Genomic DNA, 15314 nt, shown 5'->3' on the forward strand with positions numbered 1-15314 from the left:
CACTTTTTTACCCGAATTGGTATGCATGAAATCGTCTGCGGCCGCTTCCCTGGCTAGGGAAGCGGCAATTGAGCAAGCAGAACTTGCGATAGCTAAAAGACCTCAATAAAAAGGCAGTGATCAGGTCGTGAGCCTGTTTTTTTACTCCCTTTATACTTAAAAAGACTAACTTCATGAAGATATGGGGTGTGGCTAGCGAGGATGTCGGCAGGAGGGAACGCTGCCGTCAAGCCTACACAGACGTATTCACGGTTTCCTGTCAAGCGAGTTTCCGAACCCGCTACAAAACTCATAGCTCCAGGAAGTTATTTTTCACGAAATCCTGAACTTGTTAGAATTGAATCAAACACCCAGGTTTGTTTTATCCTTCTGGAAAGATTATGGCAGAATAAGCCGTAGAACTATTTTGAGAGAACCGATTAATGAATGATATTTACAGTCAACAGCATCGGCAACTGCAAGACCGGCATGATACGCGCAATCTGGCCGACCGGGTACAGGAGCTGATCGTCGAAAATCAAATCAACGAACAACATCAGCCTTTCATCGAAAGCCGAGACTTTTTCTTCTTGACCACGATCGACCACCGAGGCTATCCCACCTGTTCCTACAAGGGCGGCAATCCGGGTTTGGTTCGCGTTGTCGATCCTCAAACGTTAGCCTTCCCCAGTTATGACGGCAACGGCATGTTTCTGTCGATGGGCAATATTCAAGGCAATCCCAAGATTGGTATGTTGTTCATCGACTTTGAAACGCCGCACCGTATCCGAGTGCACGGCGAGGCATCGATTCAAGAAAGCGACTCATTGCTATCGGAATACCCCGGAGCAGACATGATCGTCAGAGTCAAAATCGGCGAGATATTCATCAATTGCCCACGCTATATCCACCGCATGCAGCGCATTGAAAAGTCAAAATACGTCCCTCAATCCGACAATGAAACACCCATTCCACAATGGAAACGCATCGATGCGGTACAGGATGCGCTTCCCGCTTCAGAACAAGGTCTTGCGGAAAAACTGGGAGGCACTATTACTCTGGAAGAATACGGAGAGAAGGTGATGAAAGGAGAAGGATGATTTCAAAACTAAAGAACCCTGTCATCATTATCTTCAAATCCAGCAGAAGGTTAAGGGGGCAGACCTTATATTTGACATAAAAATGAATCAGGATGCGCTCAATGCCCATCAAAAAAGGAAGTGTCAAAGTTAAAGTTCCCTCTTCCTTTTTTGCCTTATCTCACCGTATGCGGCGAATGGAGGCTAGGAAAAAGAAACCTCGGCAAGCACTTTCCGGGGACGATCGATTTTGCCGAAAATAAAGAAAGCTACGATTTAACACGCTGTAAAAAATAGCTTGCACTTTTAAAGCTCTGTCTCGCAATACCAGAACATTGCGCTATCCTTAGCACTAACCCTTGCTTCATTGCGGAGTCTCGCCCTCCCCAGCCTGCAACACATAAATAGTCGCCCCAATCACTGCGGCCGGCGCGACGATGATATTTACTATCGGCAAGGTTAAACCTAACATCGTGACGCCACCGAAGCTCATCGAACCTAGACGAATGCTTTTAAGTATTTTACGTTGCTCAGAAAATAACAAACCGGCATTCTCCAATGGATAAGCCATGTATTCCAATGCCGCACCCCAAGCCCCAAACAAACCCCATAAAAAAGGCGCCGCGATATTGATGCCGGGAATGATCGATACAATTAATAACGGCAATGCCCTGCTACCCAAATAACCGAAGCGCTTGAATTCGGCCAGGATGATTTTGTTGATGGAGTGCTCGCCAATCTCAAGCTTTCGGCCCGTAATGAGTTCCGCCGATTTTGCCGACAATGTGCCGTAAAAGGGCGCCGCAATCACATTCGCCACAATAGTAAACGTGAAAAAACCGGCGATAAAAAAACTAAGAAAAAACAGCGGCCACAAAACCCAGCTTAACCATGACAACCAGTCCGGGATAAAATATGCTATAAGGTCGGCCACATAATAATAACCGAGTACCAACACCGCGCTATAAAGGACGAGATTGATCAAAACCGGAATCACGATAAATTTTCGCAACTCCGGCTTAAGCGCCCAACGCAAGCCACGAAAGAAACAACTCACGGCCCACGCCGGATTATTGCCTTTTTTGGAAAACTTCATTATTTCAGTCCCCCCATACTATTTTCTGATGGATTCAATACCACGCCGCGTTCGGTCACGATCGCTGCAATCAATTCGGCCGGCGTCACATCAAACACCGGGTTCCAAGCGCTGACCAAGGATTCCTGATTATAACTATCCGGTAACAACTCATTCGATGCACGCTGTTCGATTTCAATACCGCTACCATCGGCAAGATTCCAATCGATCGTCGAAAATGGAGCCGCTACCATTAACTTTATGCCATGTTGTTTTGCCAACACCGCCAGCGAATAGGTGCCGATCTTGTTTGCAGTATCCCCATTTGCGGCGATTCGATCGGCACCGACGACAATCCAATCGACCGCGCCCGACTTCATTAACCAGGCGGCCGCCGAATCGGCTATCAAAGTCGCCGCAATGCCGTCTTGAGCCAATTCCCAAACGGTTAGTCGGGCGCCTTGTAACCAAGGGCGAGTTTCTCCGGCAAAGACTTTATTTAAGCCTCGCCGGCAGGCGCTTCTAATCACGCCGAGCGCGGTACCGTAGCCGCCTGTCGCTAAGGCGCCGGCATTACAATGCGTCAAAACGCCTTTAGTCCCACCGATAATTTCGGCGCCCAACTCGCCTATTCGATGATTCGCGGCAATATCGTCCTGATGAATTTGTATAGCCAAGGCTTGTGTTGCCGCCACTGGATCCTCCGGCTGGGAATTTAAAAGCGCTTTCATCCGGTCCAAAGCCCAAAATAAATTGACTGCGGTCGGGCGCGATGCCGCCAGCCTTTCGATATCAGTAAACACTTTATCAGACCAATTTACAGAACGATCGTGATAATGCTGCTTCACCGATAACGCCACACCGTAAGCCGCCGCAATACCAATAGCGGGCGCTCCGCGCACACACATCGTTTTGATCGCTTCAGCGACTCCCAGCGCATCGCGGTAGTCTTCATAAACGATTGTTTTAGGAAGCAGCCTTTGATCCAGGACTTTTAACGAATCGCCTGTCCATTGCAGGGCTTGTACCGCTAATTGTTTGGGTTCAGTCATTGTTTATCGAATAGGTCGGAAAAAAAGTTATAATTCGGTTTTATCTTGCGATGCATGCTGTCGGCACACATTGCACGCAGGCTATTAATTTAATTTGGAAACCGTTCATGAAAGTCGATATTGCTATCAATGCCCGCTGGATTATACCCGTTGAGCCGGCATCCGTAACCTACGAGCATCATACGTTGATTATCGACAAAGGTCGTATCGTCGACCTATTGCCGACAACGGAAGCCTCGCAAAAATACCGGCCCGATTTGGTGGAGAATCTCGACCGTCACGCCCTCATTCCCGGTCTGATCAACTGCCACACTCATGCCGCGATGACGCTATTGCGCGGCATTGCCGACGATTTACATTTAATGGACTGGCTGCAAAATCATATCTGGCCGCTCGAACACCAGTGGGTCGGCGAGGCTTTCGTCCGGGACGGCACTGATCTCGCGATCGCCGAAATGATACGCGGCGGCACGACCTGTTTTAACGATATGTATTTTTTCCCGGAAATCACCGCGCAGCAGGCGATACATCACGGCATACGCGCCGGCATCGGCATGATTCTCATCGATTTTCCGTCCGCCTGGGCCGAAAACGCCGACCGTTATATCGAAAAAGGCTTGGAACTGCACGACCGCCTCCGCCATGAGCCATTGATCATAACGCCGTTCGCGCCGCATGCACCTTACACGGTCTCGGATGAACCTTTACAGAAAGTCAGAACTTTCGCAGACGAACTCGATGTGCCGGTACACATGCATGTTCACGAAACCCGGCACGAAGTCGATGAGGCCTATGAAAAAAACGGTAAACGCCCAATCGAAAGATTGAACGATCTTGGCCTGATCAATCCCTCGTTTATCGCCGTGCATATGACGCAATTAACTGACAGTGAAATCGAGCTGTTTGCCCAGTCAGGAGCGCATATCGTTCATTGCCCGGAATCCAATTTGAAACTAGCTAGCGGCTTTTGCCCGGTCGCGAAATGCCTCGATGCAGGAATCAATGTCGCGCTGGGTACAGACGGGGCCGCCAGCAATAACGACTTGGATATGCTCGGCGAAATGCGGAGCGCCGCGCTGCTAGGGAAAGCCGTCGCGAACGACGCATCAGCGATACCGGCCATGACCGCGCTTAAAATGGCAACGATCAACGGCGCCAAAGCCTTGGGCCTCGACGACGAAATCGGATCGTTGGCTATCGGAAAATCGGCCGATATCGCGGCGATCGATTTGAGCGGGATCGAAACCCAACCTTTATATTGTCCGGTCTCACAAATCGTCTACGCGGCAAGCCGACAAAACGTTACCGACGTTTGGGTAACCGGCAAACGCATATTGAAACAAAGACGTCTGACAACGCTTGACCTAGCCGATTTAACACTCAAAATCGACTTATGGCGGCAGCGCTTGTCTCGGTAATTCATAATGCCGTTAAATCCGCCGCTGGTAATAACCAAGTAATATAGTATACAATTATTCAACCTAACCGGTTCACTATCATGACAGTTACAGAAAACGTACATCTTCACGAAATCAATAAATTCGGCTCGCTCGCGGAACGCTGGTGGGATGTTTCCGGCGAGTTCAAAACTTTACACGATATCAACCCGCTACGAATCCGTTTCATGCAAGAACATGCGGAAATTAACGGCAAGCGTATCGTGGATGTCGGTTGCGGAGGCGGTATTCTCTCCGAAGGCCTGGCCAAAAACGGCGCTGATGTACTCGGCATCGACTTGAGCGAGGAATTGATCGATATCGCCGACCTACACGGCCTGGAATCCGGCGTCAACGCGCATTACCGAAAAATTAGCGCCGAAGCCTTGGCCGATGAACAACCCGAAGGTTTCGACCATGTGACTTGCATGGAAATGCTCGAACACGTACCCGACCCGGCATCTATCGTCAGAGCCTGTGCGAAACTGGTTAAGCCCGGCGGCACGGTGTTTTTCTCGACGCTGAACCGTAAGCCGAAAGCTTATTTATTGGCCATTGTTGCTGCTGAGTATGTATTGAGAATGCTGCCTAAAGGAACGCACGATTTCAAAACCTTTATTAAACCTTCTGAGTTGAGCCGCTGGGCACGCGAAACCGGGCTCGAATTACAAAGCATGGCAGGCATCGAATACAATCCGTTAACCAAACGCTTCAGTCTCGGTAAAGACATCGACGTTAATTATCTTGCCGCTTTCAAACGAGTCGACTGACTATGGTCTGCGATTTTAAACTTTCTTGCGTGCTATTCGACCTCGACGGAACACTGGTCGATACCGCACCGGACCTAATTGCCTGCTTGAATCATGCTTTACTTGAACACGGCTTTGCGAATGCCCCAAAAGAATCGGTTAAGCCCTATATCTCATATGGTGCTGCGGCGATGGTTAAAGCCAGCATTGGCGATACCGTCAGTGATGACATTCGGCAGGCGATTCTAAAAACAATGCTCGACCGATATCAACACAATATCGCCGAATTCACGGTTTTTTTCGACGGCATGCCCCAACTACTCGAAACCATTGAATCACAAGGTCTTAAATGGGGGGTCGTAACCAATAAGCTCAAACGCTACACCGATCCGTTGATGCAAGCGCTCGATCTGACGCGACGAGCTGCCTGTATCGTCAGCGGCGATAGCACCGGCAACAGCAAGCCGCATCCCGAACCGATGCTGGAAGGCTGCCGACTGGCCGAAGTGACACCACACGAGTGCGTTTATATCGGCGACGCGAGCCACGACATCGAAGCCGGAAGAAATGTCGGCATGAAAACCCTGGCGGCGTTATACGGCTATCTAAAACCGGAGGATGTTCCCGAGAACTGGGGCGCCGATGCCTTGATTGAACATCCCAGGCAAATCGATTCATGGATAAAATCAACACTATGCAATTAACAGGAAAGGTTATTTTGATCACGGGCGCAGGCGGAGGCCTTGGCGGTACGGCTGCTTTGTCTCTCGCCAAACAAGGCGCTCAGGTAATTTTACTGGACAAAATTATCGCCAAACTGGAAACGGTTTATGACAAAATCGTCGCAGCCGGCGCACCGGAACCCATCATGTACCCTTTTGATTTGGCCGGCGCAAACGAAAACGATTACCAGGAACTCGCCGACCGCATCGAAGCAAAATACGGTTCGCTGGATGGCTTATTGCATTCAGCTGTCGAATTCAGTGCATTCGAGCCTTTAGTCTTACATAAAACCAAGGACTGGGGGCATTCGTTGAATGTCAATCTGAATGCGCCCTTTATATTATGTAAAGTCTTGTTGCCGGTCATGCAAAAAAGCGATTCCGCCGCCATTGTATTTACATCCGATTCCAAGGCGAGAACCGGCCAAGCCTATTCGGCGTCTTACGGCGTATCGAAAATCGCCCTGGAAGGCTTGGCTAAGATACTGGCGGAAGAGCTGGAGTCGGAAGGAAAAATCAGAGTTAACACCTTGATTCCGGGGCCTATCGATTCGCCATTTCGAAAAAAAGCCTACCCGGCCGAGGATAAAAGCCTGCTCCCGGCAATGTCCTCATTAAATGAGATATATACCTATCTTTTCAGCGCCGAGAGTATCGGTCTAACCGGTCGAATCATCGACGCGCAAACCTTTAAGCAACAACCAACGAATTAGCATGGCAGAAAGAGAAAGCATCGTTTTAACGCGGGATGTCAATATCGTCACGATTCCCGACGGCAATAACGGCACCTTGAGCAAAGGAACCGTCGTCACGATCCATCAATCCCTAGGTAACAACTACACGGTTGTCACCGACTACGGACACATGGTGCGCATCAATAGCGCCGACGCCGACGCCTTGGGCAAAGAACCTCATGAGCTCCATACCTTGGTCCGCGATACGGATCCTGACGCAGTCGAGAAAAACTGTTGGGAGGTCATGAAAACGGTCTATGACCCGGAAATCCCCGTCAACATCGTCGATTTGGGACTAGTTTATAATTGCGTGGTCACACCGACCGGGGAAGGCAAAAACAGGGTCGACATTCAAATGACGTTGACCGCACCCGGCTGCGGCATGGGCCCCGTCATTCAAAGCGATGTCGAAAAAGCGATACGCGCGCTGCCCGGGGTCGAGATAGTCAATGTTGAAGTGGTGCTGGACCCGCCCTGGTCGAGGCACATGATGTCCGAAGTCGCCCAAGTGCAACTCGGCTTGTTTTGAGCGGAATTATTCTCTCTACTCCCTTTATACTCAAAAAATGGCTAATTTTGTGAAGGTATAGGGTGTGGCTAGCGAGGATGTCGGCAGTAGGGAGCTGCCCTCAAGCCCCCGTGGATGGGTTTACGGCGGTCCTCGATAGACACACCCCATATCTTTTATTCTTAGATGGTTTTTTTCGATCAAGAGGAGGCGCCTGGGTGTCCGATAAAGGCTTTGCCAGCATGGAGCTGGCATAGAGCCTACAGGGACGTATTCACGGCGTCCTTTAGCGGACACCCAGGCGCCGAATTTTGATCTACGATGGGTATATAATCAATCGCCGACGATAAACTGGCCGAAGGCCCGGCTGCCGCCGCCCGTTTCGATCGTATCGATCACTTCAAGACTCAACGCATCGATGACCGATACATTGTCATCGAACCAATTCGCGACATAGACATGGCGACCGTCGGGCAACGTGCCGATGCCTTCGGGTTTGTCGCCGACGCTGATCACGGCTTTTTCCTGCAGCGTTTCGGTATCGATCACCGAAACCGTACCGTCGTCCTGATTCGTCACGAACAACAGGCTGTCGTCGAGCGCCAATGCCGCCGCATAGGGCAGCATTTTAACTTTAACGGTCGCAATTCGCTTGAGGTGATCCCGACCTAACACCGTAACATCGTCGCTCTCGACATTGGCCACATAAATCCTTTCTCCGGTGCTGTCGACCGTCAATCCGAACGGATGCTCGCCGACCTTGGTCGTATTACGAATGCGCAAGGTTTCCAGATCGATTTGCGACACCGAATTATCGAGCCGGTTGGCGACATAGAGCCAACGGTTATCGGGGCTTACCGCAAGACCGGACGGCGATTGTCCAACCGGAATCGTTTTCTTAACTTGCAGGCTTTCGGCGTCGATCACCGACACGATGTTCTTGTACCAGTCGGCGATGAAAACCGTCTTGCCGGTCCGGTCCGTCGTGATGCCCAATGCGCCGGCACTGACCGGAACCTGAGCGACCAGTTTGTTAGTAGCAGTATCGATCACGGCCATTTCGCCCGATTCCGGCGTCGTGACATACACGCGGCTACCATCCGGAGAAACAGCTACTCCGGCGGGTTTGCCGGGCACTGTAATCGTTTCGATAACCGTATTCGACGCAGTGTCGATTACCGATACACTATCGCCGAGTTGGTTAGTGATATAGGCGCGCGGCGCGGCGGCGGCCAATGGCAGGGATAAAAAAAACGCGGCGGCCAAAGCCGCCGCGTTTTTGGCATGCGTTAAAAACACCGCAAACAACCTTATTTTTCGGCCAAGGCTTTCAGATTTTCCAATCCTTCTTTAAAAATCGCGTTAACGGCAGTGTTGGCCGCTTCTTCGTTCATTTCCTCCGGTGGGTTGTTGTTCATGTATGCGCGGTAGTAACCGGCTTTCCAGATTACCTGCGTTTTATCGCCTTTAGCCTTGACGTCGATGCTGGCAGCATAGTTACTGACCGGCAATACCGGCACCTCTTCGTCTTGACCGGAATGCGATATCGTTTTCGCAGCACTCATATCTTTGATTTTATAGGCATAACTCATTTTTTTATCGTCATGCTTTTTCAATTCTTCTTTAATCGTGCCCCCGTCTTTTAGCGTCAAAACACGAGTTGCGCCTTTTTTGTTGCCGCCCTCACCGGTTGTGCTGGCCACTGCCGGCAACCATGACATATCGTCGAAGTTTTTAATCAACGCCCAGACTTTATCAGCCGGTGCATTAATGGTGATATCCTGCTTGACTTTCTGACGCACCGGGCCATGAGCATGGGCGCCGGCTGCAAACAAAAACAAAGCTGAAACTAAGAGCGTGAATTTTTTCATTATTGACTTCCTATTGCGGAAAAGTGAAAAGATAGCTGGCTATTATATGCCAAAACACCGATCGCTAAAAACGAGTCGAGGGTTTATTCTGCAAAAAAACACCTGAATTTTTCCTGAATTCATGAGTTAAACAAAAGCATTCACTGCCGACAAATCTTTTTTGATGTCCTCGATGTTTTCGAGACCGACCGAAATACGCACCAAACCATCCCTGATTCCCGCAGCGTCCCGCGCCTCAGGCGACAGACGGCCATGTGTGGTGGTCGCAGGATGAGTGATTGTGCTTTTGACGTCACCCAGGTTTGCCGTAATCGAAATCATGCGCGTCGAATCGATCAAATTCCAGGCCGGCTCTTTGCCGCCCTTCAATTCAAAACTCACGATACCGCCAAATCCGCTTTGCTGACGTTTCGCCAATTCATGTTGCGGATGCGATACCAGACCCGGATAGTGAACCCTTTCCACTCCCGGTTGCCTTTCCAACCAACGAGCTAAATCCAAAGCATTGGCGCAATGTTTTTCCATGCGCAGTGCTAGCGTTTCGAGCCCCGACAGAAAAGCCCAGGCATTAAAGGGACTCATCGAAGCGCCGCCTGTGCGCAAATAAGGATAGATGGCCTTTTCGATGATTTCATCGGAAGCGACAACAGCGCCGCCGACACAGCGACCGTGACCGTCGATATATTTGGTCGCCGAATGGACGATAATATCGGCACCCAATTCGAGCGGTTTTTGCAGTGCCGGCGTACAAAAACAATTGTCGACAATCAGTAAGCAATCATGCCGATGCGCTAAGTCGGCAAGCGCTTGAATATCGGCGATTTCGGTCAATGGATTAGACGGCGTCTCCAAAAACAAAAAACGGGTATTCGGTTTGATCGCCGCTTCCCAAGCAGCCAAATCGGTTAAGGCGACAAAATCGCTCTCAACGCCGAACTTGGCAAAATAATTTTGAAACATCAACACGGTATTGCCGAATACGCCACGCGACACCACCACATGATCGCCCAATTTTAGCAAGCCCATGCCGACCGCCATGATCGCAGCCATGCCCGACGCAAAAGCCAAGCAACGCTCACCCTTTTCCATCCAGGCCAATCTTTCCTGGAATGCATTGACAGTCGGATTGGTAAAGCGGGAGTAGATATTACCGGGAATTTGGCCGGTAAACTTCAATGAGGCTTCTTCCGCGCTGTCAAACACATAACTGGACGTCATGAATATCGGAATGCTATGTTCTGCTTCGCCCGTGCGCCGATGCCCCGCTCTAATGGCCTGAGTTTCGAGCGAATAATCGTTCCAATCGGTATCTTTCATGTTGCTCCTATTCTAACCGGCGAGACGTTTTTTTATATGTTTCGAGCATAAACTTTGCTCAGTCTGAATTCTGCATTTCTATAATAAAATTTTCCGAATTTCTTTTTGCCTGAGCATCATCGTTACGCAAGGCTTGAACATTCTCCAAATACGCATCGTCGATATCGCCGGTAATATATTCGCGGCTGAAACACGATGTATCGAAATGCCGAATATCCCTATTACCTTTCCTTACCGCCTCGATCAAATCCTCAAGATCCTGATAAATCAAACGATCCGCTCCAATCGCTTCGCAAACCTCGTCTTCGGTACGACCGTGCGCAATTAATTCTTCGACCACCGGCATATCGATACCGTAAACATTCGGATATCTGACCGGTGGCGCGGCCGATGCGAAATACACCTTTTTAGCCCCGGCTTCCCGGGCCATCTGTATGATTTGTTCCGAAGTTGTTCCCCTGACGACCGAGTCGTCGATTAGCAGAACATTTTTACCGTCGAATTCCAAATCGATCGCGTTGAGCTTTTGCTTGACCGATTTTTTTCGCTTTTGTTGCCCCGGCATGATGAACGTCCGTCCGATATAACGGTTTTTGATAAAACCTTCTCGGTATTTGACGTGCAGTTTATTAGCTAGCTGCAATGCCGCGGTTCGACTGGTATCGGGAATTGGAATCACCACATCGATATCGTGATCCGGCCAAATCCGCATAATTTTTTCGGCCAATTTTTCACCCATTCTTAAGCGGGCCTTATAAACCTGGATATCATCGATGATCGAGTCGGGACGGGCAAAATAGACATATTCGAACATACAAGGACAATGATCGACGAAATCGGAACATTGCTTGGTATGCAAGGCACCCGATTCCTCGATGAACACAGCCTCTCCGGGATCGATATCCCGAATCAGATCAAAGCCCAAGACATCCAGCGCGACGCTTTCGGAAGCGATCATGAATTCGCTGCCTTTATCGGATTTTCTTTCGCCGAATACGATAGGCCGAATACCATGCGGGTCGCGAAAGCCTAGAATACCGAAGCCGGCTATCATTACGACGACCGCGTATGCACCGCGAACACGCTGATGAACCCTGGAAACCGCGGTAAAAACATCGTCCACAGTCAATTCCAACTTGCGTAGTTGCTGCAATTCGTGCGCAAACACATTGAGCAATACTTCGGAATCGGAGTCGGTATTGATATGACGTTGATCTTCTAAGAATAAGACGTGCTTCAATGCTTCGGTGTTGGTTAAATTACCGTTATGAGCCAGCGTCAAGCCGAACGGCGAATTCACATAAAAAGGCTGCGCTTCGGCCGAGCTCGTGCATCCGGCGGTCGGATAGCGCACATGACCGATGCCCATATTACCCTTGAGCTTTAACATTTGACTGGTCGTAAAAACATCCCGAACCAGGCCGTTGTCCTTACGTAAGTGCAATCGTCCATTTTCACAGGTCACGATGCCGCTCGCATCCTGCCCCCTATGCTGCAATACGGTCAACGCATCATACAGTTCTTGATTAACGTTGTTATGAGCAACAATACCGGCAATACCACACATGCTTTAAACCTAAAATTTTAATCAACGATAATTAACATAGCTCATCACGTCCGACGGAATATGTTCCCGCAACCAGACGGCAAGCGATTGAAAAGGCGGAATCAAAGTTGACTCCTTCCACCAAGCATCCTCCGGAAGCGGCGTCAAACCGGCCAACATGACGCAAACCGTGACGACCAACAATCCGCGAGCGATACCGAAAATCATTCCGGCGAAACGATCCGACCCGGTCAATCCGGTCTGCTTAACCAATTTTCGTAACATTAAATTGATTAATGCACCGACGATTAGCACCGAAAAAAACAATGCCGCAAAGGCTGCGGCAATACGTGCCGAAGGCACGCTAAAAACCGGCTCCAAAAGCGCGGAAAACTCCCGACTAAACGTCAACCCGAGCCAAATCGCGACGACCCACAATACCAGCGAGAATGCCTCTTCGATAAAGCCTCTAAATAAACCGATCACCAAGGAAATGGAGATCAACCCCAAAATGGCATAATCGACCCAGATCATATCCGCATCTCCTATAAAGCTCATTCGGAAACCAGAAAACCTTTGAGACTGTGTTGGCTATCCAATTGCATCAGTTGGGTTTCAGCTCGTTTTTTATCGAGCTCGGGACCGACACGAAGACGATACGCCTTACCTTGCGCGGTATCGACTTCGGTAACGGCGGCAGGAAAACCTTTTGCGCGCAGTTTATCACGGAGCGAATCGGCATTTTCCTGCTTACTGAAACTGCCTAATTGTATATACCACTTAACCATGCCTGTGCTTGCAGCCGGCCCTCTCTGTTGAGGCGCCGATTGACTTATTTGAGCAGCCGCTGACGGTTCGATGGCCTTGGGCTTATTGACCGACAATAAAAGGCTCTTGAGGTTATTATCGGCATCCAGTCGCGTTTTAAGCGCCTGGGCTTTGCTTTTATCGGTTTCAGGCCCCACCAAGACCCGATAGGATTTTCCGCCTCGGATATCGATCTCCTCGACCGCAGCGGGAAAACCTTGAGAACGCAATTTATCGCGCAATGCGAATGCATTATCTTTCTTACTAAAACTGCCCGGCTGTATATACCACGTCACGAGTTCCGCAATCGGCAATGTCTCCGCCGACTCCGTTTTCGGAACCCTGACTTCGGAAACCGGAGCATTCTCAGCTATCTCGGTCGGCTTATCCGTTTCCGTCAAAGAGGACGGCAATTTTTTCTTATCAATAGGTTTAAGCTCAGACCCGTCATCGACAGGCCCAATGTATTCGAGTTCTTCAGGAGTCAAACCCTCTACTTCATCAGCATCAGGCTCGGCTTCGTCAACCGACTCTTCGGTCCATTGAGGCCGACTGCTGTCCGGAAGACGCTCGGCAGTCTTGGCAAATTCTTGCACTGGCGGCTCAGGCAAGGCTAATTCGTTGACCAATTGACCGCTCTCCTCAATCGGATCGTCAAACAGCATCGGTACAAAAATAGCGGCCAACGCGGTGATGACAACCGCGCCGATCAATCTTTGTTTTAATTCCTGGTCCATCGTTAACCTCTAAGCTAAAACAGCTAAGAAACGAGCATGAAATAACTTCGACAACTGTTGGAAGGGGATTCGGTGGCTTAATTGACAGGTCGGCGGCAGGGCAGATTTTTTGCTCCTCGGCAATTGCTGAGTTACAGGGATGTAATGAATGCAGAAAATGCAGGAGCATTTTTCTGCCCTCATTGCCCTAATACACGCCATCCATGGCGTAATGCAAAATCTGCATTCATACCATCCTTGGCATTCAGATTCCGCCTTCAAGCCTACATGGACGTATTCACGGCGTCCTGTCAAGCGAGTCACCAAACCGCTGCAAAGCCTAATACTTGTAGAAGTTATTTTGTGCATATTCCTAAATATTCAGATACTAAAAAGAAAGAACCGAAAACCAATAATAAATCGTTTTTTCCGGCTTTAGTCTTGGCGCTATCCAATGCATCTTGCAATCCGGAAAAACCTAAATTAACACCCGTAATTTTGCACTGCTCAAAATAATCTTGCATCATTGTCTCGGAAGCGCACCGCGGATTGTCTTTTAACGGCGCAAAATACCATTGATGAACCAATGGCTTCATGATACCGATAACGCCAGGAATATCTTTATCCTTCATCATCGTAAAAACAGCATGAATCCGTTTGCCGGAAAAATTATCACTCAGATAGTCGACCAAGGTCTGAACGGCTTGCGGATTATGCCCGACATCGAGTAGGACCGGTATCTCGTCATTAATGAATTGAAAACGCCCGGTCAGTTCAACGGATTCGATGCCCTGCCTTATCGAATCCACACTAATCGGCAGTCGTGAAGACATTAGGGTCACGGCCATTACCACAGCAGCCGCATTTCGATATTGATGCTCGCCTTTGAGATTAGGTTCCGGCAATCCATCGATCTGCCGATCGGGTGTGTACCATATCCAGCCTTTCGACTGCTTCCGATAAGCAAAATCGCACCCGATAAAAAAAGCCGGGACCTCGATTTCGTTTGCATAGTCGAGTATCGATACAGGGGGGGCAGGGTCGCTGATTATCGCGGGAACCTGCTTTCTGAAAATACCGGCTTTTTCACGACCAATCAGCTCGCGCGTTTCACCGAGCCATTCCGCATGATCGATCCCGATACTTGAAATTATCGAAACGTCGGGATCGACAATATTGACGGCATCAAGACGCCCACCTAAACCTACCTCCAACAATTGCACATCGAGATTGGCTCTGGAAAAAATATCGAGAGCAGCCAAGGTCCCGAATTCAAAGTAACTCAACGATATACCGTCACGAACCGATTCAATACGCTCGAAAGCCGAACAAATCAAGTCGTCGCTAATCGGTTTGCCGTTAATTTTTATACGTTCGTTATAACTTAGAATATGTGGAGAAGTATAAGTACCGACTCGGTAACCTTGAGCCCGATAAATGAATTCTAAGAAAGCCACGCATGAACCTTTACCATTGGTTCCTGCTACCGTGATCGTCGGCGGCTTATTGTAATCCGGTTGCAATGCGCGGAATACACTCTGTACTCTCTCCAAGCCTAGATCGATCGTTTGCGGATGCAAACCTTCCTGCCACTTCAGCCAGTCCTCGAGCGTATCGAAATGCTTCATCTCAGACAAATTGTGGGTTCCACGAAAACATAAAAAAGCACGAAAGCGCTAACGAGATAGAAAATCGTGGATTGTCCCATCCAATAACTGCAGAC

At 49.4% G+C, this 15314-nt stretch carries 15 protein-coding genes; 6 read left to right on the forward strand and 9 right to left on the reverse strand.

Annotation, left to right across the window (positions count from 1 at the left end; all coding sequences use genetic code 11):
• Window positions 1-422: 422 nt before the first annotated feature.
• A complete protein-coding gene (locus ACINK7_RS11835) occupies window positions 423-1079 on the forward strand; it encodes a pyridoxamine 5'-phosphate oxidase family protein (protein ID WP_404355366.1) in 657 nt (218 codons plus the stop codon).
• A 343-nt stretch (window positions 1080-1422) separates the two neighbouring features.
• On the opposite strand, the gene cysZ is transcribed toward ACINK7_RS11835, so the two are convergent.
• Entirely contained in the window at window positions 1423-2154 is a 732-nt protein-coding gene (cysZ, locus tag ACINK7_RS11840) for a sulfate transporter CysZ (protein WP_404355368.1), read from the reverse strand.
• On the reverse strand, window positions 2154-3185 hold the full coding sequence (mtnA, locus tag ACINK7_RS11845; RefSeq protein WP_404355369.1) for an S-methyl-5-thioribose-1-phosphate isomerase: 1032 nt from the start codon (window positions 3183-3185) through the stop codon (window positions 2154-2156). The genes cysZ and mtnA overlap by 1 nt, the downstream gene beginning before the upstream one ends.
• 107 nt (window positions 3186-3292) lie before the next feature.
• Between mtnA and ACINK7_RS11850 the strand changes: the two genes are divergently transcribed.
• From ACINK7_RS11850 to sufT, 5 genes are all read left to right on the forward strand, one after another.
• Window positions 3293-4603 carry a TRZ/ATZ family hydrolase gene (locus ACINK7_RS11850; protein WP_404355371.1) on the forward strand — a complete coding sequence of 437 codons (1311 nt, stop codon included), beginning with the start codon at window positions 3293-3295 and terminating at the stop codon, window positions 4601-4603.
• 80 nt (window positions 4604-4683) lie between these two features.
• Entirely contained in the window at window positions 4684-5391 is a 708-nt protein-coding gene (gene ubiG, locus ACINK7_RS11855) for a bifunctional 2-polyprenyl-6-hydroxyphenol methylase/3-demethylubiquinol 3-O-methyltransferase UbiG (protein ID WP_404355374.1), read from the forward strand.
• 2 nt (window positions 5392-5393) lie between these two features.
• A complete protein-coding gene (locus ACINK7_RS11860) occupies window positions 5394-6074 on the forward strand; it encodes an HAD family hydrolase (RefSeq protein WP_404355375.1) in 681 nt (226 codons plus the stop codon).
• Window positions 6065-6805: an SDR family NAD(P)-dependent oxidoreductase gene (locus ACINK7_RS11865; protein ID WP_404361445.1), complete on the forward strand. Its 741-nt coding sequence runs from the start codon at window positions 6065-6067 to the stop codon at window positions 6803-6805. The genes ACINK7_RS11860 and ACINK7_RS11865 overlap by 10 nt, the downstream gene beginning before the upstream one ends.
• A gap of 1 nt (window position 6806) precedes the next feature.
• Window positions 6807-7355 carry a putative Fe-S cluster assembly protein SufT gene (gene sufT / locus ACINK7_RS11870; protein WP_404355377.1) on the forward strand — a complete coding sequence of 183 codons (549 nt, stop codon included), beginning with the start codon at window positions 6807-6809 and terminating at the stop codon, window positions 7353-7355.
• 312 nt (window positions 7356-7667) lie between these two features.
• Here the strand turns inward: sufT and ACINK7_RS11875 are convergent, their stop codons facing one another.
• The 7 genes from ACINK7_RS11875 to folC all read right to left on the reverse strand — a co-directional run bounded on the left by ACINK7_RS11875 (window position 7668) and on the right by folC (window position 15219).
• Window positions 7668-8633, reverse strand: a complete 966-nt coding sequence (locus ACINK7_RS11875; protein ID WP_404355378.1) for a cytochrome D1 domain-containing protein — start codon at window positions 8631-8633, stop codon at window positions 7668-7670.
• A gap of 11 nt (window positions 8634-8644) precedes the next feature.
• The gene (locus ACINK7_RS11880; protein WP_404355380.1) at window positions 8645-9205 is read right to left on the reverse strand and encodes an SRPBCC family protein; all 561 of its coding nucleotides are present in this window, start codon (window positions 9203-9205) and stop codon (window positions 8645-8647) included.
• A gap of 126 nt (window positions 9206-9331) precedes the next feature.
• Window positions 9332-10522, reverse strand: coding sequence for an O-succinylhomoserine sulfhydrylase (locus ACINK7_RS11885; RefSeq protein WP_404355382.1), 1191 nt, complete (start codon window positions 10520-10522; stop codon window positions 9332-9334).
• Window positions 10523-10580: 58 nt separating this feature from the next.
• Window positions 10581-12089, reverse strand: coding sequence for an amidophosphoribosyltransferase (gene purF, locus ACINK7_RS11890; RefSeq protein WP_404355384.1), 1509 nt, complete (start codon window positions 12087-12089; stop codon window positions 10581-10583).
• A gap of 21 nt (window positions 12090-12110) precedes the next feature.
• A complete protein-coding gene (locus ACINK7_RS11895; protein WP_404355386.1) occupies window positions 12111-12602 on the reverse strand; it encodes a CvpA family protein in 492 nt (163 codons plus the stop codon).
• Window positions 12603-12622: 20 nt separating this feature from the next.
• A complete protein-coding gene (locus ACINK7_RS11900; RefSeq protein WP_404355387.1) occupies window positions 12623-13612 on the reverse strand; it encodes an SPOR domain-containing protein in 990 nt (329 codons plus the stop codon).
• 335 nt (window positions 13613-13947) lie between these two features.
• Entirely contained in the window at window positions 13948-15219 is a 1272-nt protein-coding gene (folC, locus tag ACINK7_RS11905) for a bifunctional tetrahydrofolate synthase/dihydrofolate synthase (RefSeq protein ID WP_404355389.1), read from the reverse strand.
• Window positions 15220-15314: the final 95 nt, after the last annotated feature.

Origin of the sequence: Methylotuvimicrobium sp. KM1 (assembly GCF_044788715.1) — a bacterium.
In the GTDB taxonomy this organism is placed as follows: Bacteria; Pseudomonadota; Gammaproteobacteria; order Methylococcales; family Methylomonadaceae; genus Methylotuvimicrobium.

Bases quoted from the DNA above. Each gene is read 5' to 3' on its own strand.
- ACINK7_RS11835 (WP_404355366.1), top strand. From the start codon at position 423: ATGAATGATATTTACAGTCAACAGCATCGGCAACTGCAAGACCGGCAT.
- cysZ (WP_404355368.1), bottom strand. From the start codon at position 2,154: ATGAAGTTTTCCAAAAAAGGCAATAATCCGGCGTGGGCCGTGAGTTGT.
- mtnA (WP_404355369.1), bottom strand. From the start codon at position 3,185: ATGACTGAACCCAAACAATTAGCGGTACAAGCCCTGCAATGGACAGGC.
- ACINK7_RS11850 (WP_404355371.1), top strand. From the start codon at position 3,293: ATGAAAGTCGATATTGCTATCAATGCCCGCTGGATTATACCCGTTGAG.
- ubiG (WP_404355374.1), top strand. From the start codon at position 4,684: ATGACAGTTACAGAAAACGTACATCTTCACGAAATCAATAAATTCGGC.
- ACINK7_RS11860 (WP_404355375.1), top strand. From the start codon at position 5,394: ATGGTCTGCGATTTTAAACTTTCTTGCGTGCTATTCGACCTCGACGGA.
- ACINK7_RS11865 (WP_404361445.1), top strand. From the start codon at position 6,065: ATGCAATTAACAGGAAAGGTTATTTTGATCACGGGCGCAGGCGGAGGC.
- sufT (WP_404355377.1), top strand. From the start codon at position 6,807: ATGGCAGAAAGAGAAAGCATCGTTTTAACGCGGGATGTCAATATCGTC.
- ACINK7_RS11880 (WP_404355380.1), bottom strand. From the start codon at position 9,205: ATGAAAAAATTCACGCTCTTAGTTTCAGCTTTGTTTTTGTTTGCAGCC.
- ACINK7_RS11885 (WP_404355382.1), bottom strand. From the start codon at position 10,522: ATGAAAGATACCGATTGGAACGATTATTCGCTCGAAACTCAGGCCATT.
- purF (WP_404355384.1), bottom strand. From the start codon at position 12,089: ATGTGTGGTATTGCCGGTATTGTTGCTCATAACAACGTTAATCAAGAA.
- ACINK7_RS11895 (WP_404355386.1), bottom strand. From the start codon at position 12,602: ATGATCTGGGTCGATTATGCCATTTTGGGGTTGATCTCCATTTCCTTG.
- ACINK7_RS11900 (WP_404355387.1), bottom strand. From the start codon at position 13,612: ATGGACCAGGAATTAAAACAAAGATTGATCGGCGCGGTTGTCATCACC.
- folC (WP_404355389.1), bottom strand. From the start codon at position 15,219: ATGAAGCATTTCGATACGCTCGAGGACTGGCTGAAGTGGCAGGAAGGT.